This window comes from Pseudomonas sp. NBRC 111138, assembly GCF_001320835.1.
Taxonomy (GTDB): domain Bacteria; phylum Pseudomonadota; class Gammaproteobacteria; order Pseudomonadales; family Pseudomonadaceae; genus Aquipseudomonas; species Aquipseudomonas paracarnis.
On the sequence record NZ_BCBO01000056.1, the window covers coordinates 13,326 to 35,079 of the forward strand.

General features: G+C 61.6%; 15 protein-coding genes. 4 read left to right on the plus strand and 11 right to left on the minus strand.

Annotation, left to right across the window (positions count from 1 at the left end):
* Window positions 1-339 precede the first annotated feature (339 nt).
* The 6 genes from APH41_RS10090 to pbpC form a co-directional block, all read right to left on the minus strand.
* A complete protein-coding gene (locus APH41_RS10090; RefSeq protein WP_054918770.1) occupies window positions 340-2,283 on the minus strand; it encodes a pilus assembly protein TadG-related protein in 1,944 nt (647 codons plus the stop codon).
* A gap of 268 nt (window positions 2,284-2,551) precedes the next feature.
* Window positions 2,552-3,109, minus strand: coding sequence for a DUF4136 domain-containing protein (locus tag APH41_RS10095; protein WP_054918771.1), 558 nt, complete (start codon window positions 3,107-3,109; stop codon window positions 2,552-2,554).
* 43 nt (window positions 3,110-3,152) lie between these two features.
* The gene (locus APH41_RS10100; protein WP_054918773.1) at window positions 3,153-3,755 is read right to left on the minus strand and encodes a DUF4136 domain-containing protein; all 603 of its coding nucleotides are present in this window, start codon (window positions 3,753-3,755) and stop codon (window positions 3,153-3,155) included.
* Between the two features lie 23 nt (window positions 3,756-3,778).
* On the minus strand, window positions 3,779-4,528 hold the full coding sequence (locus APH41_RS10105) for a methyltransferase (protein WP_054918775.1): 750 nt from the start codon (window positions 4,526-4,528) through the stop codon (window positions 3,779-3,781).
* Window positions 4,521-4,829, minus strand: a complete 309-nt coding sequence (locus APH41_RS10110; protein WP_003188211.1) for a MazG-like family protein — start codon at window positions 4,827-4,829, stop codon at window positions 4,521-4,523. The genes APH41_RS10105 and APH41_RS10110 overlap by 8 nt, the downstream gene beginning before the upstream one ends.
* Before the next feature lie 184 nt (window positions 4,830-5,013).
* Window positions 5,014-7,326, minus strand: a complete 2,313-nt coding sequence (pbpC, locus tag APH41_RS10115) for a peptidoglycan glycosyltransferase PbpC (RefSeq protein WP_082430436.1) — start codon at window positions 7,324-7,326, stop codon at window positions 5,014-5,016.
* A gap of 224 nt (window positions 7,327-7,550) precedes the next feature.
* On the opposite strand from pbpC, the gene APH41_RS10120 reads away from it, so the two are divergent.
* Window positions 7,551-7,844: a hypothetical protein gene (locus APH41_RS10120; RefSeq protein WP_003188208.1), complete on the plus strand. Its 294-nt coding sequence runs from the start codon at window positions 7,551-7,553 to the stop codon at window positions 7,842-7,844.
* Window positions 7,845-7,967: 123 nt separating this feature from the next.
* Here APH41_RS10120 and APH41_RS10125 read toward each other — a convergent pair whose 3' ends face one another.
* Window positions 7,968-12,863: an alpha-2-macroglobulin gene (locus APH41_RS10125; protein ID WP_054918776.1), complete on the minus strand. Its 4,896-nt coding sequence runs from the start codon at window positions 12,861-12,863 to the stop codon at window positions 7,968-7,970.
* Window positions 12,864-13,162: 299 nt separating this feature from the next.
* Here APH41_RS10125 and APH41_RS10130 point away from each other — a divergent pair, with 299 nt between their 5' ends.
* Window positions 13,163-14,509: an MATE family efflux transporter gene (locus APH41_RS10130; RefSeq protein WP_054918778.1), complete on the plus strand. Its 1,347-nt coding sequence runs from the start codon at window positions 13,163-13,165 to the stop codon at window positions 14,507-14,509.
* Window positions 14,510-14,609: 100 nt separating this feature from the next.
* Entirely contained in the window at window positions 14,610-14,936 is a 327-nt protein-coding gene (locus tag APH41_RS10135) for a hypothetical protein (protein WP_054896399.1), read from the plus strand.
* A gap of 80 nt (window positions 14,937-15,016) precedes the next feature.
* Here APH41_RS10135 and speA read toward each other — a convergent pair whose 3' ends face one another.
* The 4 genes from speA to APH41_RS10155 all read right to left on the minus strand — a co-directional run bounded on the left by speA (window position 15,017) and on the right by APH41_RS10155 (window position 19,357).
* On the minus strand, window positions 15,017-16,930 hold the full coding sequence (speA, locus tag APH41_RS10140; RefSeq protein WP_034126423.1) for an arginine decarboxylase: 1,914 nt from the start codon (window positions 16,928-16,930) through the stop codon (window positions 15,017-15,019).
* Window positions 16,931-17,072: 142 nt separating this feature from the next.
* The gene (locus APH41_RS10145; RefSeq protein WP_003188201.1) at window positions 17,073-17,444 is read right to left on the minus strand and encodes a translation initiation factor Sui1; all 372 of its coding nucleotides are present in this window, start codon (window positions 17,442-17,444) and stop codon (window positions 17,073-17,075) included.
* A gap of 306 nt (window positions 17,445-17,750) precedes the next feature.
* Window positions 17,751-18,287 carry an NUDIX hydrolase gene (locus APH41_RS10150; RefSeq protein ID WP_054918781.1) on the minus strand — a complete coding sequence of 179 codons (537 nt, stop codon included), beginning with the start codon at window positions 18,285-18,287 and terminating at the stop codon, window positions 17,751-17,753.
* A 2-nt stretch (window positions 18,288-18,289) separates the two neighbouring features.
* Window positions 18,290-19,357, minus strand: coding sequence for a DUF2333 family protein (locus APH41_RS10155; RefSeq protein WP_003188197.1), 1,068 nt, complete (start codon window positions 19,355-19,357; stop codon window positions 18,290-18,292).
* 298 nt (window positions 19,358-19,655) lie between these two features.
* Here APH41_RS10155 and APH41_RS10160 point away from each other — a divergent pair, with 298 nt between their 5' ends.
* Window positions 19,656-21,326, plus strand: a complete 1,671-nt coding sequence (locus APH41_RS10160; protein WP_034126420.1) for a PleD family two-component system response regulator — start codon at window positions 19,656-19,658, stop codon at window positions 21,324-21,326.
* Window positions 21,327-21,754 lie beyond the last annotated feature (428 nt).

Consider the following 21,754-nt stretch of genomic DNA (forward strand, 5'->3'; position numbering starts at 1 on the left):
GCGCCATGGATGGCGCGTGGCGGCGGCCCCCCAAATCACTGGCGGATTGCGGGCACACCGAGCCTAGGCGAGGTGCCGAGTGGTGGGGCAAGAGCCTTTTGCTTACTTTTGGGCTCTTTTCAAAAGTGAGCCGCTGTAAAAGCGGAACCCTAAGTGGCCGTTACCGCAGGAATGGATATGTACTCGGTATACCTGTGTCGGCTGTCAGGCCGCCATCGCAGGCAAGCCAGCTCCCACATTTGGAACGCGGGGTGTCAGCCAGATAGGCGTCGGCTGTCAGGCCGCCATCCCAGACAAGCCCCCACATTTGGAACGCGGCGCGTCAGATATACCAACAGGCTAAATCACCAGATAAGCCCGGCCCATATGGCAAGAGAGATTGGCACCGACTTCGGCGTTACCCAGGTTGATGCCCAAGGCGCTGAGTAAAGTGTTGACGACGGGGTCGAGAATCGGCGACAGCACGTTCTGGATCAACCCCACCACCGCCGTAGTGATAGTCGCCAACAGCCCGGCGACCCCAGCCAACGCACCATTGGAGACACTCCCGCTGGGTGGTGCGTAAGTCACCTGCAAGCCATTAAGGGTCGCCGCCAGGCTGCCGACGATATTGGCGGTGCCCGGCGCGAACTTGTAGGTGGGCGGCGCATTCATCTCGGCCACCGGCGCAAACACCATCGTGCTGGTTTGCGCGGCAATGGTGGAGTTGGCTTTCAACAGCAAACCACCCCCCACATTGGGTGTACGGTTGGGGCTGCACAGCAGCGTCAGGACCACACAGTAGCGCTGGCCAAAATCGATCAGCCTGACCGGCTGCACATCGACTGCTGCGGAGGAAGAAAAAGCCGCCACCGGATCCACCGTACCGACCGCCAGGGTCGCCAGGGACGTAGTGGTTTTCACCGTCAAGGATTTGGAGGCCGGCGAGTCGCAATTGAAATCCGTGACATTGGTTTGCGCACTGCCGGCTTCGATGTAAATGGCCAGCGATGTGGTGACATCGACGTCAGCCACATTACAGGCCACCAGGCACAACACACCGCCAACCACCGCCGGCAGGTTGAGGTTCAACAAGCCCTTGACCACCTGGGACACCGGCGTGCCCAGGCCCGTCAATATGGACGCCACGCCAGAGACCGCCTTGATGATCGGCGCCTGCACGGTCACCAACGTGCGCACTTGCGCGGTGCGTACAAAAATCTGATCGGTCGGCGGGGTATTCTGCAAGCCCTTCTTGGCCAACACAGGATTGCCAATGGCCGACAGCTGCGGCGGTTCGATGACCTTGGTCTGGATCGACACATTGCCCACCAGCGGAATCGCGACCTGCGCCGCCGCACTCACCGCATTCTTGCTGCTGGACAACTGCGCCACCGCTTCCAACAGTTGAAACAATTGCACGTTGCTATTCAGCGCCGCCGTCGGCGTGCCGGTGGCGATGTCGATCAGGTCACCCACGGTCAACAGCTTGCTGTTGGGCGCAATGGCTTGAATCGAAATCACGTCATTGACGACCGCTGTGACCGCCGCACCGTTTTTCTGCAAAACCTTCACAGCAGCGTCGATCAGTTGAGTAGCCGAGACTGCGGTACTGAGCAAGGCATCGTAGTCACCGGCCTTCACGTTCAGGTTAATCGCCAGTTGGTCCAAATAACTGAGCAGGTTGACGTTGGTCTGCAGCAAGCCGTTCCAACCCGCCGCCGTGAGCGAAAGGTTGCCGCCGAGCAGGTTGCCGATGACCAGGTTGAGCAGCGGGGATTTGCCTGAATCGACGCTGGCCAGGCTGCTGCGGATCGACAGCTGCGCCACGGGCGGTGGTGTCGCCGCGACGGCGGTGGCGCTCAAGTTGATTTGCGGGGTAATCGGCGCACCACTGAACAGGTTCCACAGCCCATTGGCAACGCTGGTCATCACAGTGCGGGAAGCCACCACGCGGATAGCGTCGCTCTTGGTGGCATCAGCGGTAAACACACGGGTGTTCAGAGCATTGGTCGCCAGGGTGCCGCATGTCACCGCCAGGGTGCTGCCATTACCGACCACAAAACCGTTGCGCGCCGCATTTTGCGTGGCATAGGCGTTTGCGGTGGTGTTGGTACCGCATTGGCCACCGAGACTGGCTGCCTCCAACGCCGAGGTATCGGCGACGGATTGCAGCTTGCGCTTTTCCAAATACAAGCGCCCGCTGTCGACCGCCAGCAACGTAAACACCAAGGCCAAGGCCAAAGTGCCTGCCGCCATCAAGCCAATTGCACCACGCTGTCTGGAGCCGAATCGGGGAGACATCGAAGCACTCCTGCGCTAACTCTCCGTTGCACTGGAGTGTAGACAAGGCTTCGGCAGGTTGCTGGCAACTCGCCACATTGGCGACTGGCGGAGATGCCCTGAATGTCGGCCCCCTAATACAACTCAGCTAAGCGAACGCTATGCTCAAAACACTGAAGATCAAATGTGGGAGCTGGCTTGCCTGCGAAAGCGGCAGTGCAGTCACTGAAGCAGTGACTGACACACCGCTTTCGCGAGAAAGCCTGCTCCCACAGGGGGTACGGGGGGATCAGCGCGGGGGGTAGTTGGAAAGGATCTTGGTCACGGTGCTGCGGATGGCTTTGTTGCGTTCCTTGGGGTTCGGCGTGCTGGCCATCATCTGTTCGTCGCTGCCGCGCCACACCAGCTTGCCGTCCTTGCCGTCGAGCAGGTCGATCTGGATGGTCGCGACCTTGTAGGTGATATTGCGGGTTTCGTTGTACATCGGCGCGCCCCAGTAACCATTCCACGGGCCGCCCCAGGCACCGCCATAGTTGGTGGTGACTTGCTGCTGGCGGTCTTCGACGATCAGGTAGGCCTGTACATTCAGGTCAGCCTTGGTGCCCGCCGCCGCAGGACGCAAACCGCGCTGATCCAGCTGTTCGCCCACGGCCTGGCGGATGCGTTGCTCGGTGAGGTCGCTCTTGATCCTCGGGTCATCGGGACGGTACTGCAACGCTGGGTCTTTCCAGGCCCAATTGCGGTAGGCGCCGAAGTCTCGGCTGGCGTCGAAATCGTGGTTGACCTGGTTGCTCTGGCAACCGCCCAGCAACATGACAACAGCAAGCGCAGCGATGCGACGAAGCATGGTGTTCTCCAAAAACAACGTGGGCATGTAATGAGAATAGCTGCTAACTGGGCGGATAGGCAGCCATTGCCTTCTGCATCGCCTTGCGCAAGCTATCGGCGCGTTCGCTCAGGCTGCCCTGGCTAGTGGTTTCGGCGCTGGTGCTCCACACCGGCTGGCGGGTGCGCGCATCGAACAGGCTGATACGCGCCACGGCCACTGTCACTTCATAGGTGCGCACCACGGGCACGCTGTTGTACATGCCGTAACCGTTGCCATAGCGGTTATAGCCGCCGTAGCCGTAACCATAATCGTCCTGGACCTGGCGCAGGCGTTTTTCCAGGCGTACATCGGCGCTCACAAGCAGGTCGGGCGCACGCTTGTCATGCAAGGGGCGCAAGCCGCGCTGATCGAGGGCGCCGCTGACCGCCTCGGCAATCTGCGCCGAATCGGCCCAGGCCGTGCCCGCCGGCAACTGACCGTTGAGCCAACCCCAGCTGCGGTAGGCACCATAGTCGCGCACCGGCGCGGGGTAGGCGCTGGCATCAAAGGTAGTGGCCGCCTGGGCGGGCGCCGGCGGCATCGGTGCCGAACTGGCCACGTAAGGATTGGGGCTCGAGCAGGCCCCAAGGCCTAGAGACAACAGGATTAAAACGAGACGACGCATGTCGACCTCCCACGCTGGGCCGCTTAAACCGGGCGGCAGATCCAGTGCAAATATCGCCCAAGCCCGGCAAAGCTTGGGTGACGACGGTGAGCGAGCTCCATCTCCAACAAGTCCTGCAGGTTGGCGCGAGCCTGGAATTCCACCGGCATATAGTCGTGGAACACCCGCACGCCACTTTGGCTTTCGACCTGCCACAGCCCTTCGAGTTGCGCCGCCAACTCCCGTGGGTCCAGGGGTTGCTGCGGCGTCAGGCTCTGCTTTTCGCCGGCCATGTCGTTCTTGCGCATTTTGCGGAAGTGGCCTTTGAGCAGATTGCGGTAGATCAACGCATCACGGTTGTAGAACGCCAGGGACAACCAGCCACCCGGCAGCGTCAGTTGGTGCAGTACCGGCAGGATAGCGTGGGGCTCGGCCAACCACTCCAGCACGGCATGACACAGCACCAGATCGTAGGGCTCGGTGAGTTGGCCGAGCAAGTCCTGCCACGGTGCATGAATAAAGGTCGCGCTTTGGCCCGCGTCGGCGAAGCGCTGGCGCGCACCTTCAAGCATCGGCGCAGCGGGTTCGGCCAAGGTTACCTCGTGGCCCTGCTCGGCCAGCCACAGCGACATGTGCCCCAGGCCTGCGCCGATATCCAGCACGCGCAATGGGCGTTGCGGCAAGGTTTCTACCAGGTCGGCCTGGAGCACCGCCAAGCGAATCGCGCCCTTGGCGCCGCCGTAGATCTTCTCGGCAAAGCGCGTGGCCAACTGGTCGAAATGACGATCACTCATGGGCAAACCGCCGTTCGCTATCGGCCAGCTTGGCGCGCACCACTTCGTTCATATCCAGCCCCAGCTCACTGCACAGCAACAGCAGGTACAGGACAATATCGCCGACCTCCTGGCCCGCATGGGCGAGTTTATCGGCGGGCAGTTGGCGGGATTGGTCTTCGGTGAGCCATTGGAAGATTTCCACCAGCTCGGCCATTTCCACGCTGGCAGCCATGGCCAGGTTTTTCGGGCTGTGGAACTGCTTCCAGTCGTTGGTATCGCGGATGCGGTGCAGGCGTTCGGTGAGGTGTTCGAGGTTCATGCGGGGGCTCCTGAATGGGTATAGCTTACCCGATCATTCCCACGCTCCGCGTGGGAATGCTTCCAGTGACGCTCCGCGTCGCCTGCGCGGATGACGGGACGCGGAGCGTCCCAGGCGGCGTTACCACGCAGAGCGTGGGAACGATCAGCAGAGCGTGGGAGCGATCAGCAGAGCGTGGGAACGATCAGTCGACAACGCTGAACTCGAGCCTGGCGGTTTGACCGGCTTCATCCAATACGCTGAGCTGATAGCGGCCCAGCCGTTCAAAACTGGCATTGATGCTGTCCTGGTTCGCGCTGTCGCCCAACGGCGCACCGTTGAGAAACCACCAACGCCGGCCACTGCCGCCCAGGGCGGAGATGTTCAGGCGCAAGGCTTGTTGACTGGCAGCGGGCAGGCGCAGTTGGTCGCCTTCGCGTACGCCCACGATGGACAACGGCGATGAAGCGGCCAGCGCCGGCGGAGGGCAATCCGGGTCAGGCGCAGGAATGCGCGCTTCCCGGCGTTCAATCCTTGGCAACCAGGGCTCCAGCGGCGCCGGCCACAGCGCGATGTTTTTGGGGGTTGCGCCAGGGCAATGGGCATCGACCCTCAAACCCTTGGGGTTAACCCAGATGCTTTCCATCAAGCCCACGCTCAAGGGTTGATCCAATGCCTGCAAGGTCGGCGGCGTGGTGTTGTCCAGGGTCCAGGCAAAACGCTGGCGGCGGCAATTGGGGTCGCTGCGGCTCATGGGCTGGCCCAGCGGCCAACAAATCGCTGCCACGCCGATATTGGCAGGCACCGGTTTGACTGGCGCACTGATGCCGCGCTGGCTGTCGCGGTTGGTCAGCACGTCATGCACCTGCAACATCAACGGTGCTGCCGACGCCAGGCCGAACTGCCCCGGTACCGGCGTGCCATCGGGCCGGCCGATCCATACGCCAATCAGGTAACGCGGGCCCACGCCAATCGCCCAGGCATCGCGAAAGCCATAACTGGTGCCGGTTTTCCATGCCAGCACCGGCCGTTGGACCAGCTCGGCACGCGGGTCGCGGTCGGGCCGCGCTTGGCCGCTGAGGATGCGCCGCACAATCCATGCGGCGCCGGGCGACAGCAACGGCCGCTCCCTGAGCGTATCGTCCGGCTGTAACCGCAGGCTGGCGCTCTTGCCATCGCGGGCCAGGGCGCTGTAACCACTCACCAGATCTTCCAGACGACTGCCCGCACCGCCGAGGATCAGCGCCAGGTTCGGCTCGGCCAATGCCGGCAACGCCAACGGCATGCCACCGATGCGCATCTGCGCGGCAAAGCGCTTGGGCCCATAGGCTTCCAGCAGCTGCACCGCCGGCAGGTTCAACGAACTGGACAACGCGGTGCTCGCCGGTACCGCCCCGGTAAAGCCCATGGAAAAGTTGCCAGGGCGGTAATCGCCATAGCGCCGAGGCACGTCCTGCAACAGCGATTCGGAGTGAATCAGGCCGTCATCCAACGCCATCCCGTAGAGAAAAGGCTTCAAGGTGGAACCGGGCGAACGCAGCGCGCTGATCATGTCCACATGACCAAAGCGTTTGGTGTCGTTGATATCCACCGACCCCAGGTAAGCGCGCACCGCCATGCTTTCTTCTTCCACCACCAGGATGGCTGCCGAGGTGTGCTCCGGCAGGCGTGCGCGCCAGCCCAACAGCAGGTCTTCGAGACGGCGTTGCAAGGTGGCATCCAGCGTGGTGCGAATCAGTGGCGGGCTGTCGGGGCGATTCAGGCGACGTGCGAGCAAGGGCGCCAGGCTCGGTTCCAGGCGTGGGGCGAGCAACAGGGGTTCTTCCAAGGCTTCATCCACCGCCGACTGCGGCCATACCTGAAACTCGGCCAGGCGGCGCAGCACTTTGTCCCGGGCCTGCTGGGCGCGCTGCGGATGACGGTCCGGGCGCAAACGACTCGGCGCCTGGGGCAATACCGCGAGCAACGCGGCTTCGGCGTGAGTCAGTTGTGATGGCGACTTGCCCAGGTACGCCCAACTCGCTGCCGCCACGCCCTGCAGCGTACCGCCGAAGGGCGCGCGATTCAGGTACAGGTTGAGGATTTCGTCCTTGGACAGGTGCCACTCCAACTGCGCGGTACGCCACAGCTGGCGTAACTTGCCGTGCAGGGTGCGTGAGTGTGGGTCGAGCAGGCGCGCAACCTGCATCGACAAGGTGCTGCCGCCGGACACCACTCGCGCGCCGCTCAGGTTTTGCCAGGTCGCACGCACCAGCGCCAACGGGTTTACGCCGGGGTGTTGGTAGAACCAACGGTCTTCATAGGTGAGCAGCGCGTCGAGATAATACGGCGACACTTCGCGGGTCTGTACCGGGTAGCGCCATACGCCATTGGCATCGGCAAATCGCCACAGCGGCGTGCCATCTTCGGCCAGCACCACCCGCGCCAGGTCGTCCTGGGGCAGGGGCAAGGGCCAGATGCGATCGGCGCCCCACAGCAGCGCTATTACTAACGCCACACAACCCAAAGCCCAGCGCAATAACTGTGGGAGCGGACTTGCTCGCGAAAGCGGTGGGTCAGTTGGCAGAGATGTCACAGGCACGCCGCCTTCGCGAGCAAGCCCGCTCCCACATTGGGCCGCGTACATCCGCAGGTGATTAAACTAAAACTCAAACGGGCAAACCTCTATGCTTGCAGGGAACTCGCCTGCGTTATCGACAACCAAAGGCACAGTTACGCCCACCTTCTCATCAGGACACGCACATGCAGGTAGAAAGCTTTTTCGAATGGTTGGGCCAGGCGCTCGGTTCCGTCATCCGTTTTATCGTCGACGGGCTCAGCGGTTTGTTCGGGGCCTTGACCCACGCCGGCGGCAACTTTATCGACGGCCTGTCACGCACCTTGGGCATGGACACCTCGATCATCAGCATCATCACTCTGATCGTCGGGTTGCTCTTCCTGTACTCGGCGGTACGCGCCTTTATGCGGGCCTCGATTATCGTGGGGATCATCTGGCTGATGCTGGGGCTTTGGTTGCTGAGCTGGGTCGTACACTGATATTTCGATCCTCTCCTGTAGGAGCGAGCTTGCTCGCGAAAAACTCAAAGGCGCCGCGTTGATTCAGGAAACACGCGTTCTCGTTGACGTTTTTCGCGAGCAAGCTCGCTCCTACAGTGTCTTTCAGCGGCCCTTGATTACCATATCCACTGGCGTCTCGCCCACCGCCTGCCAGTTCGGCCGATACATCGACTCTACCTGCGGCGGCGGCACGCGGTAGGTTCCCGGTGTCACCGCACGCGCCAGGTACAACAAGTGCGTGGTGCCATAGCCATCCAGATTCATGGCCGCCACATAGCGATCATCCCTGAACTCCTGATGCTTGAGCGATGCGTTCTGCATCGACTCGCGCCACTCCTTCACCTGGCTACTGGCGTTCTCCAGGCTCGCTGCGCTTTGTGCCAGGTTCTGGTTTTCCAGTTCCAGGCCGGCGGGCAGCAAGTCCACCACCAAGGCATCCGGCACGCGTTGCTTGGCACTGACGGCCAGGTGCACCAGCACCAGGTCGCCGCTGTTGAGGCTGCGCAAATTCAACGGCTGGCCATTCATGCCCAGGTATTCGCGGCGAATACTCAGGTTCTCGCCACCCGGGGCAGGCGGCACTTGTGGGTAACCCGAGATTGTCAGTTGCTGGTAGACCGGTACATCGCTTTGATTGGTCAGGCTCAAATTGCCGGAAAGCAGCTTGCCTTCCAGGTTGAGCGTCGACTGCTGGTTATTCAGCTCATGCTCCCCGTCGCTGCCATCCAACAGCACCTTCCACGCCGATTCGGGCTGGGCGAAACCCAGCCGCCCGGCCAGGAACAGCGAGTTGCGCTCCTGGGTCGACAGATAGGGGCTGGCCGCCAACTGGTCCGACAAGGTAAACAGGCGCTCTTCACGCTTGCCCTTGGCCAAGTCATTTTCCTCCAGCAACGCCAGAATCATCGCCTGATCGCGCAACGGGCTGCCGTAGTCGGCCAGCCACTCCTTGGCACTGCGCTGCGCCGCCAAACCGGCAAGCAAGGCTTGATCGGCACGCGGCTGGTCGCCCATTTTCTGCAGGGCGATGGCCAACTGCACCAACGGCAAGCCGGAGCGTGCGTCGCTGCGCCGTTCGAACAGACTGCGCAACGCACCCAACGGCGCCTGCTGACTGCGCGCCAGCACCATACCGGCGTAGGCCTGTACGGCAAACCGGGTGTGTTCGGCGTTGTCGCTGTAATCCACCTCGATCAGGTTACGTTCCTGCACATACCGCAACAGGCGCTCGCTGGCCTTCTTCAAGGCTTCAGGCGGTACTGCAAAACCCTGGTCGCGGGCGCGCAGCAGGAAGTCGGTGACATACGCAGTCAGCCAATATTCTTCCTCGCCATCAGCGCCCCACAAACCGAAGCTGCCGTTGTAGCGCTGCATGCCCAGCAGGCGCTCGATGCCCAACTCGATCTTGCGCTTGCGCTCGGCATCCGGCTCGCCCTTGATGCTCAGGCGCTTGAGCAGCGCATCGTCGGCATACAGCGACGGGTACAAGCCACTGGCGGTTTGTTCCAGGCAGCCATAGGGGTACGCCTTGAGCGCACTGATCTGCGCGCCCAGGTTCAACGGCGGCCGGCTCGACAGGCTCAACAGCGCCTCACGCCCCGAGGCATCGAACTGATCCAGTGCGCCCGCCGGTAAGCTCCACGGCTGATCCTTGATCACGGCGCGGTAATGCTTGAGCAAGGCCGGGTACGCCGGGCGCACGCCTAAGGTCCACTCACGGCTGAACGGCGGCAGGTTTTCCCCCGGCAGGTCCAGGCCATTGACCGTAACCTTGACCTTGCCCTGACCGAAACCGCCCCAGGCTTGTACCGGAATACGCAGGGTGGTGCGCTGGCCTTGCTTGAGTTCAACCGATTGCGCGTCGCTGTTGACCAGTTCCAACGGCCCTTGCGTCGTTAATTGCACATCGAGTTTCTGCGCCTTGCCCGACAGGTTTGAGAGGTCCAGGGCCAGGGTGGTCTGGTCGCCTCCTGCCAGGAAGCGCGGCGCCGACAACTCGGCAATCAGCGGGGCGGCAATCACCGTCTTGCCTTCCGCCATACCGTAGCGATCATCGCTCCAGGCTTGGGCCATCAGGCGCAGTTCGCCGTTGAAGTCGGGGATATTGACGCTGACTTCGCCCTCGCCTTTGTCGTTCAGCGTCACCGGGGCGCTTTGCAGGGCGACGATGGTTACGCTGGTGTCCGGGCGTTTGCCGCCTTTGGCCAACGCCGCGTCGCCACCAAATGCCAGACTGGCCAGGCGCCCTTGGCCGGCTTCAATCAACTGGCCGTAGATGTCGAATTGGTCGACGCCATAGGCTTTGCGGCCAAACAGGCTGGCGTACGGATCGGGCGTTGGAAATTCGGTGATATTGAGGATGCCCACGTCCACTGCCGCAAGCAGTACGTGCACCTTTTGAGGCACACTGCCATCGGCGTTTTTGGCGGCGATCTTTACCGTCAGCGGTTGTTTGGGGCGCATTTTTTCAGGTGCAGTGAGGGTCAGGCCGAGTTTGCGCTGGGTGCGATCCAGCGGCAGGTGCAGCAAGCCCACGGCGCGTTTAGGCGTGATATTGGCTTTGCGCTCGCCGGGACGAATCACCAGGGCGCTCACATACAGATCGTGGCGCGACCATTTAGGGTCGAGCTTCACCGCAAAGCTTTTGCCTTCGGCCGGCACGTCGATTTCCTGCCACCACAGCGGGCCTTCGGCAGACTCCACCAACAGGTAGCCTTTACCGGCAGCCGGTGGCGTGACGGTGACGTTGGCGGTGTCGCCATCGCCATAGGCGGGTTTGTCCAACGCTAGCTTGACCTGGTCGGGGCGCACGGCGCCGCCTTCGGTGTTGTCCTGGGCCTGGTAGCCGGCCCAGAAACGCAGGCTGCTGACCAGCCCGGTCTGCGGGTCTTCGACCTCCACGCGGTAAGGGCCCCACTCCACCTGGAAGCTGACCTTGGCGGTGTCGCCCGCCTTGATGTTCAGGCTCTGCTCATCGAGGTTGAGGAATTTCTCGTTGAAGTGGTAGCTCCAGCCGTCATTCTCCGAGTAGTTCCAGTAGTAGTCGCGGCGCTCACGCACCAGGCGCACCTTGAGGTCTTGCGCGGCCAGTTTCTGACCGTCCTGGTTGGCCACCAGCACTTCGAATTCCACCGGGCCATCGCCGTTGGTTTCCTTGCCGTCAAACAGGCCACGCAGGCCCGGCAATTGCTCGGCCGGCCAGATCGGCTGCACCAGGCGCCGGGTGATCGGCCGACCGCCGGACTCCTGCAGGCTGGCTTGCACAATCAGTTGCAACGGCGACTTGGCCTCGGCCCACTTGCTTTCCAGGGTCAGCGCTTGCTCGCCATTGGCGTCGAGTACGCTTTCGTCCAGTTCGAAATCCTGGCTCAGCTCTTCTTCAGTGACGGAACCGAACTGGTAGCCCGGCAGGGATTTGACCGCCTCGCGCAGTGGCCGCACGTACACCTGGCCACTGACGCGGTTACCGGAGGCGGGCGCGCCGTAGAGGTAACGACCGTTGACCTGGATGACCGGGTTATCCGCCGGGCTCAACGCCGTGTCACTGCCCTTGAGTTCCAGCGCCAGGCGTTCGGGCAGGAAGTCTTCGACGAGAAATTCATAGAGTTGCGGCTTGCCGTCACCGAGGTCGAACACCAACTGCCAGCGCCCGGTCGGCGCCTCGCCAGCCAGCTGCAACGGGTATTGATACAGGCCCGACGCGTCGGCCTCCCACACGAACTTGCGACTCACCTGTTCATCCGGGCGCCGCACTTCGACGCTCACCGGCTGAGGCTTCACCGCCTTGCCATCCTTGTCACGCAACAGCGCGTTGAGCAGCACGGTTTCGCCGGGGCGATACAAATCACGCGGGCCGAACACAAAGAACTGCAACGGGTGGGACGGTTGCCCGCCGATATCGAACTCCGCCAAATCCAGCGCGGCGCTGTCCAGGCGCAGCAGGCTGGTTTGCTCGCCCTGCTTGGCCAGTAACACCTGGGCTTTTTTCGGCAGCGGCAACTCGGCGTGGCCACCGTCTTCGGTCTTGCCCTGGCCGAGCACGCGGCCTTCGGCATCGAGGATTTCCAGTTCGACGCCGTTGAGTGCCTTGCCGCCTTCCAGGGCCTGGGTAAACACATCCAGGCGATTGGCGTAGCGGTGCACCGACAGGCCGATATCACTCAAGGTGAACAGGGTGGCCGGTTGCGAATAGTTGTAGGTGCCCGAAGCGCGCATCACCGCGAGGTACACGCCCGGCTGCTGCAACTGCTTGAGGCCGGCAATCGGTAGCAACAGGGTTTCGCGGGTATTGCGCGCCGGGTTCAGGTCGAAACGCCCGCCGTACACCAGTTCGGCCATTGGCAGCAGTTCACGGGACTCATAGCTTTGCAGGCTGGTATTACGCCCCCACTGCGCCAGGAACGACGGCAGGGATTCGGGTTTGATCCGAAAGAATTCCACGTCGATCTTGTCGACATTCAACGCGATCACCGGCAGGCCCTCGGCCAGGCGCGTCGGCAACAGGGTGCCACGGCTGGCGAAGCCGACGGTGGCTTGCAGGTCGCGGGTTTCCAGGCGGGCGCTGTATTCGGCGGCGAGGGTGTTGCCGTTGACCGCCTTCACCCCTGCGTCCACGGTCAGCACCAGTTTGCGCTGCGGTTCAAGGTGGCGCAGGCGCAATTCCATCAGGTTATCGGACAGTTCCCAGGCGCCATCGACCTTGCCAGACTTGCTGTCTACCAGGTGCAGCTTGTCGGCGAATTTCTGATCGGGGTCCAGCGGAATGGAAAAACTCACCGACAGCGTGCTGGCCCCATCCAACTGCACCTCGGACACATCCACCACGCTCAGCTCACGCCCGGCATAGCGTTGCTTCAACGCTGCCACGTCCACCGCCGCTTTCACCGGCTTCGGCGCTGCCGCCACGGTGGGCGCAGGCGGTGCAGCGGGTTTATCGGAAGAATCGCAAGCGCTCAGCAGGGCCAGCGCGCAGGCCAGGAACAGTCCTTTGTTAAGCATGGGGCACTCATAGTCAGAGGGAACCGAGGGGTGAACTATATATCAGCGCCGACCAAGCCGCTGCGGCGCCGGTCACATTGACCGACGGAGGGGCGGTTGGTTCTAGGTAGGCATGAAGCCAAGCCAAATCCCACAGCCACTGGAGATCAAACTGTGGGAGCTGGCTTGCCTGCGATAGCGGTCTTTCAGCCGATATCTTCACTGGCTGACCCACTGCTATCGCAGGCAAGCCGCCTCCCACATTGGTTCTGCTGTGTGGCGGGTTGACGGTTACAATGCCACTCCACCAAGGAGCCTTCATGACCGCCCTGCTGACCGACTGGCGCCACCGCCCCACCCATCGCCGCGTCTGGGCCCTGGCCGCGCCGATGATCCTGTCGAATATCTCGGTGCCCTTGGTGGCCCTGGTGGACAGCATGGTCATCGGCCACCTGCCCCACGCCCACCAACTGGGCGCCGTGGCTGTCGGCGCCAGCCTGTATACCTTCCTCGCCTGGGCCATGGGTTTCCTGCGCATGGGCTCCACCGGCTTCGCCGCCCAGGCCGCCGGGCGTAACGATGGCGCGGCGTTGCGGCAGATCCTGTTGCAAGGCTTGTTGCTGGCGCTGGGCCTGGCGATGCTGCTGGGCACCGTGGGCATTCCGTTGAGCCATCTGGCCTTGGAGTGGATGCAGCCGTCATCTGAGCTCAATCAACTTACCCGCGAGTTTTTCCACACCCGCCTGTTCGGCCTGCCCGCCGCCCTCGCCAGTTATGCACTGGTCGGCTGGTTCCTCGGCACCCAGAATGCACGAGCGCCATTGGCGATTTTGCTGACCACCAACATGGTCAACATCGCGCTTAACCTATGGTTCGTCCTCGGGCTGGACTGGGGCGTGGTCGGCTCCGCCCGAGCCTCGGTGATCGCAGAGTGGACCGGCGCCCTGCTCGGCCTGGCGCTTACGCAAAAAGCCCTGCGCGCCTATCCTGGGCATATCGCTTGGGCCGCCTTGAAACTGTGGCAAAGCTGGCGCCCATTGCTGGCGGTCAACCGCGACATTTTTATCCGCAGCCTGGCGTTGCAGTCGGTGTTTTTCATGATCACGGTGCAAGGCGCAAGGCTGGGAAATGCCACAGTTGCAGCCAATGCCTTGCTGCTCAACGGGCTGTTACTGACGGCACATGCCCTGGATGGCCTGGCTCACGCGGTCGAGGCTCTGTGCGGCCACGCCATCGGCGCACGTGACCGGCAAGCGTTACGGCGGTCATTGGTGGTTGCCTGTGGTTGGTCGCTGATCGCCAGCGTGGGTTTCGCCCTACTGTTCACCTTCGGCGGCCATCTGTTCATCGCCATGCAAACCGATATCCCCAGCGTGCGCGAAACCGCCGATATCTACCTGCCCTACCTCGCGGTATTGCCGTTGATTGCGGTGTGGAGTTATTTGCTCGATGGGCTGTTTATCGGTGCAACGCGGGCGCGGGAAATGCGCGATGGGATGTTGCTGACGGTGATGCTGGTACTGCCGATTGCCTGGGCTTTGCAGGGCTTGGGCAACCACGGACTGTGGATAACTTTTTTGCTATTCATGGCGGTACGCAGCTTGATCCTGGGGGCGATTGCCTGGTGGCTGAGCACGCAGAATCGCTGGCTGAGCGATACCCGCTGACACGAGCCCCTACCTGTTACTTCTGACAGGTTACAAGCCGATTTTTCAAGCGTTGAATAGCGGTGGGCAACCTCCCCTGCTTACGCCAAGGAAAATCGCTATGAATATCAAACGACAAACAGGCATCGTCACCCTTTGGGTAATCGCCACGCTGACTACCGCAGGCTGCACGGCGCCATCGAACTCAACAGCGCAGCCGGCCGGGACACTGCGGGTGGAGAATCAAATGGCCGGTGAGTACACACTCGTGGTGATACATGGGACTGAACAGCACAGAATCACCAAAGGCGAATCAAAGGACCTGACAATCGATGGAAAAGAGGTGCTCCTGTCGCGCCTCAACAGTCAGGGCACAATAACGCAGATAGCCCTCAACGTTCACTCAGAGAGCAAATGCCCAGTGACGCAATGCTTGCTCGTAAGGTGACTTGATCAACGTCGTGCCAATGCGGCCGGCCTCACAGGAACTAAACGAACACTCGCTCAGTTCCGGTGAGGCCGCACGACTCAAGAAGACAAGTAAGAAGAACGAGTCAACCCAAGACGCAACGCATCCAGGAACTGGGTACGCTCGGACGCCGAGATCTTCGCGCTCGCGCACTTGTCGCGGTAGTGCGTCATCAACTCTTCCGGCGACAAGTGCACATAGCGCAGCATGTCTTCGATGGTGTCGTGAGTCTCGATCCCGGCGCTGTACACCGAACCGTCTTCACGCTGGTAGATGTTCACCGAGTCGGTGTCACCGAACAGGTTGTGCATGTCGCCCAGGATTTCCTGATAGGCGCCGACCAGGAAGATACCCAGCAGGTAGTCCTCGCCTTCGTTCAAGCCGTGAACCGGCAGGCTGGTTTCGATGCTCTGCTCGTCGACGTATTGCTTGATCTTGCCGTCGGAGTCGCAGGTCAGGTCTTGCAGCACGGCGCGGCGCAGCGGCTCTTCGTCGAGGCGGTGCAGCGGCAGGATCGGCAAGACCTGGCCGATGGCCCACGTATCCGGCAAGCTCTGGAATACAGAGAAGTTGCAGATGTACTTGTCGGCCAGCTTGTCGTTGAGTTCGTCCAACACCTGGCGGTGCGAGCGCTGGCGGGCTTTCAACGAGTTGTGCAGGCGGCGGCACACCGCGAAGTAGCACTGTTCGGCCAGGGCTTTTTCGGCCAGGGTCAGCTTGCCGTCGGCGTACTGGGTGGCCACGTCGCTCATGTAGTGGGTGGCGCGCCAGTAGGTTTCGGTGACCATCTCGATGTCGGTCGGGCCCAGCAGGTCCACCAGCCATTGCACGGTTTCCGGCAGGCTTTCCTTGTTTTCGATGGTCGGGATTTCGTCGTTGTGCTTCTCGACGTCCGTCACCTGCACCACCAGCATGGCGTGGTGAGCGGTCAGGGAGCGGCCGCTTTCGGAGAAGATGTTCGGGTGCGGCAGGCTCTGCGCGTCGCAGAATTCCTTGAGCATGCCCACTACCACGCCGGCGTAGTCGTCCATGTCGTAGTTGATCGAACTGGCGTTGCGCGAGTGCGTGCCGTCGTAGTCCACGCCCAGGCCACCGCCGACGTCGATGTGGTCCACCGGCAGGCCGAGGTTGCGCAGTTCGCCGTAGTAACGAATGGCTTCCTTGAACCCGTGCTGGTAGTCGGCCAGGTTGGCAATCTGCGAGCCCATGTGGAAGTGCAGCAGGCGGATTCCCTGGTCCAGGCCGGCTGCGCGGAAGCGCTCGACCACCGACAGCAACTGGGCTGCCGACAGACCGAATTTGGATTTCTCGCCACCGGTGTCCGCCCACTTGCTCGATGCCAGGGACGACAGGCGCACACGCAGGCCCACCTGCGGCTTGACCTTGAGGCTCGCTGCCTCTTCGATCACCAGCCCCACCTCGGACTCTTTCTCGATCACGATGAACACGTTGTGGCCGAGCTTCTGGCCCATCAGCGCCAGGCGGATGAACTCACGGTCTTTGTAACCGTTGCAGACGATGGTGCCGCCCTTCGGCGCCAGGGCCAGCACGGCCAGCAGCTCAGGCTTGGAGCCGGCTTCCAGGCCGATGGAAACGTTCTGGGTGGCAATGATGTTCTCGATCACCGCTTCCTGCTGGTTCACCTTGATCGGGTACAGCGCGGTGTACTTGCTCTGGTATTCCAGGCGCTCGATGTTGGCATCGAAGGCACCGGTCAATTGGCGCACGCGGTCTTGCAGGATATCGGGGAAGCGCACCAGCAGCGGCAACGACAGGCCGCTTTTGCGCAACTCATCGACTTGCTCGTACAGATCGACGGGCGTGCTGTTCGGGCCGTTCGGACGGACTTCTACGCGACCGGCTTCATTGATCGCGAAATACCCGGCCCCCCAATGGCGAATCCCGTAAACACTGCGGCTGTCCGCAACTGTCCATTGGCTGCCATCGTCTTTGCGTGTGCGTCGTACGGACATCGAAGTCCCCTATAAATGAAGGCGAAGGCGCCACCTCTCGCGGAGGCTGGCGCAGTCTAAAGAATGAAAATGACGATTTGCCTGCAAGGGAAGTAGACCCCACTGGCAGGACAGAGTTTAGCCACAGGTTGGGAAGAGGCTTTCAGCCGCCGGACTTCTTGGCCTTGTACCCGAGCTTGATCAGCTCGGCCAACAGCAACTCGACGTGATCGCCCTGAATCTCGATAACCCCGTCTTTCAACGCGCCACCGGTGCCACAGCGCTTTTTCAGCGAGGTGGCCAATTCCTTCAGGGCTTCTTCAGCCAGGGGCACGCCGGTGATAGTGGTCACCGTCTTGCCGCCACGGCCTTTGCTCTCGCGACGCACGCGGGCAATACCGTCGCCTTCGGGGATCAGGGTCTGTTTGCAGGTGCACGAATCCACGGGCTGACGACAGTCCGGGCAGTGTCGACCTGCGTCGGTGGAAAATACCAGGCCACCAAGGGCGGCGAAGGATGCGGCTTTTTTGGCCACCGGCAATCCTCTTGGGAGGATGAAGACTGATCGGCGCCGCACAAGGCGGTGACCGACCGCGAAGCCCCACTCAGGCAGGGGCAGCGCTACCGAACCGTCAAGGCCACCACCACTGTAGGAGCGAGCTTGCTCGCGAAGATCGTCAACGATAACGCGGGCATTCAGCCAGCACGCGGTGTCTTGGCGTTTTTCGCGAGCAAGCTCGCTCCTACAGGGTGAAACAATAGCGGTTCGGGTGAAAAGGCGCGCAGTGTAACGGCAAAAAGCCAAGTTGCTAAGAGCCAAATGGCGCCAATTTATACAACTTTAGCGACGTGAGGCGAGATAGCGCCGCAAGCCCTCTTGGGCGTCCGGGCAATAAGACTTTTGCTCGGCCTCTGCAAGCACCGTTTCAATGGATAGAAAACGCGCTTCCATGACCTCTTCAGGCTGCAAACACAGCGGGCCGTCCCATACAGCAGAGTAGGACGTACACCACAGGCGGCTGTCGCCATCTTCAAAGTAAAAATGATCGTGCTCGACCAACTCCACGCCACTCACGCCCAGCTCTTCCGCCAATTCCCGCTGTGCCGACAGGGCATAGCTTTCTCCCGCCGCCACCATCCCACCCGCCGCCGTATCCCAATACCCTGGATACAGCGCCTTGCTCAGCGTGCGCCGGTGCACACACAGCTCGCCTTTGGAATTGAACAGGAAGATAAATGTGCAACGGCCGATCAAGCCGCGCTGGCGCAGGTCGGACCTGACCAGGTGACCGAGCAGGTGGTCCTGCTCGTCGACCCAGCAGATCAGTTCAGCGTCGGAGGCCGCTCGGTGTGCGGCCTCCTTTTGAGTAGCGTCCATCATCAACCCTGGTTGAGGAGCTGACGCAAGTCGATCACTGCAGCGTTTGCCCGGGAAATATAGTTGGCCATCACCAGCGAATGGTTCGCCAGTACGCCGAAGCCACTGCCGTTAAGAATCATAGGACTCCATACCGGTTCTTGCGAGGCCTCCAGCTCACGAATGATCTGGCGCACGCTGACCGTGGCGTTTTTCTTGGCCAGTACGTCGGCAAAATCGACTTCGATGGCACGCAGCAGATGGGACAGGGCCCATGCCTGGCCGCGCGCTTCGTAGAACACGTTGTCGATCTGCATCCATGGGGTTTCCACCACTTCTTCATCGACCTGCGGCACTTCACCCGGCGCCAGCGCCTCGGTTTTCAGCGCAGTGTTCAACTTGACCCGGCCCACGCTGGCGGACAGACGCTGGGACAGCGAGCCCAAACGTGTGGCCACATCGCCCAGCCAGTTGTTGAGGTTGTCGGCACGCGCATAAAACAGCGCGCCGCGCTGGTTCGGGTCAGACAGGCGCGCTTCGTAGCGGCTCAAGGAATTGATGCCTTCCTGGTATTCCGACTCACTGGATGGCAGCACCCAGCTCTTGTTGTCGAAGTTGAAGCGCGGCTCGGCCTTGGCCAAGTCAGCGTCTTCAGCCGACTGCGACTGGGAGCGGGCGAAGTCTTTACGCAGGGCGCGGGTAAGGTCACGCACCTGCACCAGCACGCCGTATTCCCAGCTCGGCATGTTGTCCATCCACAAGCCCGGCGGGAAACGATCGTTGGAGATGTAGCCGCCTGGCTTGTTCAGCAAGGTGCCAACCACGGTCTTGAGGGTTTCGACGGTGGTGTAACCCACCACCATCTGCTTGCCTTCCTTCTCGGCGGCAAGCTGGGCATTTTGCTGCACCGGAAACAGCGCCGGCTCTTGGCTCCAGTACCAACCCAGGCCACCGGTGACCAGCAGGTACAAGCCGATGATGCTGAGCAACGCCCGGCTCATCAGCAGGTTGCGAAAATAGCTGCGGTTGGCCGACTTGGGCTCAGGGGCGGGGCCTTTGGCACTGCCTTCGCGGTTTTTCCAGTCCAGCATGGCGATATCCTTTCAATCACTTGAGTTCATGCACGTCAATTGTCCGGGTGCGTTCAGACATTCCGACCACAACCCTACCCCATCGTGCCCATCGGTGCGGGGCTTTTACACGAAACTGGCGCACCAGCGCGCTTGGACTATAAAGGATGCACGCGATTTACGCTGCGCGACCCATTGGTCAATAACTGAATGGCAGGCACGCAGACTTAATTGACGTATGACACTCATCTATCAGAAAAGAGGTGCTAGCATAGAGCCATCAGTCGACCTCAGCATGCACCCTCACAGTAGTCAGGATATGACCGAGTCAGAAGACCCCAGCCGCGAGCGTCTCAAGCAGCACTTTGCCCAGCGGGTAATTCATCAGGCACGTCAAATTCTTGAGATCTGGCAGCGCCTGCAACGCAGCGAGTGGTCGAACGCCGACTTTTCCGAACTCAGCGAAGCCAACCTGCGCCTGCAACGCTTCGCCGAACGCTTCGAACAGCCCGAACACACACAACTGGCACGGCATATCAGTCAATCCTTGCAGGCTGTGGACGAGAACCGTGGCCGTCTGAGCAGCCAACTGATCACCGAGCTCAACCGCTTGATGCAACGCCTGTCCCGCACCGGCCTGCGCCAGGGCGATCAGCTTGAGCAAACCTTCCTGCCGCCGATGCGCAAGCCGATCTATGTGATGCTGGCCGACCATGACCGCGCCGAACGCCTGGCCAAGCAGTTGGAGTTCTTCGGCATGGGCGCCCACGCCCTGGACAGCGTCGCCGCCTTTCGCGCGTCCATGGCCGAGCGTTTGCCGTCGGCGATCGTGATGGACGTGGACTTCTGCGGCACCGGCCTGGGCCTGAAGCTCGCGGCAGAGGCCCAGGAGGGCCTGGAGCAAAAGCTGCCGCTGTTGTTTTTCAGCCTGCACGAAACCGACACCCCGACACGCCTGGCCGCCGTACGCGCCGGCGGCGAAGAGTTCCTGACCGGCACCCTGGAGGCCTCAAGCCTGCTGGAAAAGATCGAAGTGCTAACCTGCGCGGCCCAGTACGAACCGTACAAAGTGCTGATCATCGACGACTCGCGGGCCCAGGCGCTGCACACCGAACGCCTGCTCAACAGTGCCGGCATTGTCACCCGCACATTGACCGAACCGATCCAGGCCATGGCCGAGCTGGCGGATTTCCAGCCCGACCTGATCATCCTCGACATGTACATGCCTGCCTGTACCGGCACCGAACTGGCCAAGGTGATTCGCCACAACGACCGCTACGTCAGTGTGCCGATCATTTACCTGTCGGCCGAGGACGACCTGGATAAACAGCTGGATGCGATGAGCGAGGGCGGTGACGATTTCCTCACCAAACCGATCAAGCCGCGTCACCTGATCACCACTGTGCGCAACCGTGCGTCACGTGCGCGCAACTTGAAGGCACGGATGGTGCGCGACAGCCTGACCGGGCTGTACAACCACACGCATATCCTGCAACTGCTCGAAGATTGCAGCTTCCGCGCACGCCGTGAGAACAAGCCGTTGAGCTTTGCCATGCTCGATATCGACCACTTCAAGCGCGTCAATGACAGCCACGGCCACCCCATGGGCGACCGGGTGATCAAGAGCCTGGCACTGTTTCTGAAGCAGCGTTTGCGCAAGACCGATTACATCGGCCGCTACGGCGGTGAAGAGTTCGCCATCGTGATGCCCGACACCGACCTGGAATCGGCCTGCAAGGTGCTGGACGACATTCGTCGGCGCTTTGCAGAAATCCACTACCCCGCCCAACCACAGGATTTGTGGTGCACCTTCAGCGCCGGCCTGGTGGAGCTGTGCGACGGTTCCGACAGCTTGATGATGGCCGCCCAGGCTGACGAAGCGCTGTACCGCGCCAAGGACGCCGGACGTAATCGCGTGCAAGCCGCTCGCACATCAAAGCAAAGTGCCATCTTTTCACCAGAATCCACCGATTCGGTCATAACGCTGTAATACAAACGCAATAAATTCAGGCGCTTATCTCTTGCCGTCGGTTGAAACCCCGCATGCGCCTGAAGCTGCTGACCAATCTCAATACCCTTCTGCTGGTGGCTGTGTGCCTGGCCCTCGGGGCGACACTGTGGTGGTCGCAACGGGCGCTGGAGCGTCCGTACTTGTTGATGGAGCGCTACCTCGGGTTGTCCCAGGTCTTTCAAAACCAGGCTGCCCGTAACATCGAGGACTACTTAGCCAGCGGCGATGCCCTGCGCCTGAGCAGTGCAACCCAGAGCCTGGAAAGCCTGCAGCTTCAGCTGGGCGAACTGCCGCCCGACTTGGCGCAAAACCTGCGCCCCAGCCTCATGGACCTGGAGACTTTCAGCAAGACCGACCTGTTGGCCGCCGGTAAATTGGCTGGCGACCCGCAAGCCCTGTTGCTGCAA

What these genes read in the sequence shown, in the direction of transcription:
- APH41_RS10090 (WP_054918770.1), bottom strand. Translation starts at nt 2,283, where the DNA reads ATGTCTCCCCGATTCGGCTCCAGACAGCGTGGTGCAATTGGCTTGATG.
- APH41_RS10095 (WP_054918771.1), bottom strand. Translation starts at nt 3,109, where the DNA reads ATGCTTCGTCGCATCGCTGCGCTTGCTGTTGTCATGTTGCTGGGCGGT.
- APH41_RS10100 (WP_054918773.1), bottom strand. Translation starts at nt 3,755, where the DNA reads ATGCGTCGTCTCGTTTTAATCCTGTTGTCTCTAGGCCTTGGGGCCTGC.
- APH41_RS10105 (WP_054918775.1), bottom strand. Translation starts at nt 4,528, where the DNA reads ATGAGTGATCGTCATTTCGACCAGTTGGCCACGCGCTTTGCCGAGAAG.
- APH41_RS10110 (WP_003188211.1), bottom strand. Translation starts at nt 4,829, where the DNA reads ATGAACCTCGAACACCTCACCGAACGCCTGCACCGCATCCGCGATACC.
- APH41_RS10120 (WP_003188208.1), top strand. Translation starts at nt 7,551, where the DNA reads ATGCAGGTAGAAAGCTTTTTCGAATGGTTGGGCCAGGCGCTCGGTTCC.
- APH41_RS10125 (WP_054918776.1), bottom strand. Translation starts at nt 12,863, where the DNA reads ATGCTTAACAAAGGACTGTTCCTGGCCTGCGCGCTGGCCCTGCTGAGC.
- APH41_RS10130 (WP_054918778.1), top strand. Translation starts at nt 13,163, where the DNA reads ATGACCGCCCTGCTGACCGACTGGCGCCACCGCCCCACCCATCGCCGC.
- APH41_RS10135 (WP_054896399.1), top strand. Translation starts at nt 14,610, where the DNA reads ATGAATATCAAACGACAAACAGGCATCGTCACCCTTTGGGTAATCGCC.
- speA (WP_034126423.1), bottom strand. Translation starts at nt 16,930, where the DNA reads ATGTCCGTACGACGCACACGCAAAGACGATGGCAGCCAATGGACAGTT.
- APH41_RS10150 (WP_054918781.1), bottom strand. Translation starts at nt 18,287, where the DNA reads ATGGACGCTACTCAAAAGGAGGCCGCACACCGAGCGGCCTCCGACGCT.
- APH41_RS10155 (WP_003188197.1), bottom strand. Translation starts at nt 19,357, where the DNA reads ATGCTGGACTGGAAAAACCGCGAAGGCAGTGCCAAAGGCCCCGCCCCT.
- APH41_RS10160 (WP_034126420.1), top strand. Translation starts at nt 19,656, where the DNA reads ATGACCGAGTCAGAAGACCCCAGCCGCGAGCGTCTCAAGCAGCACTTT.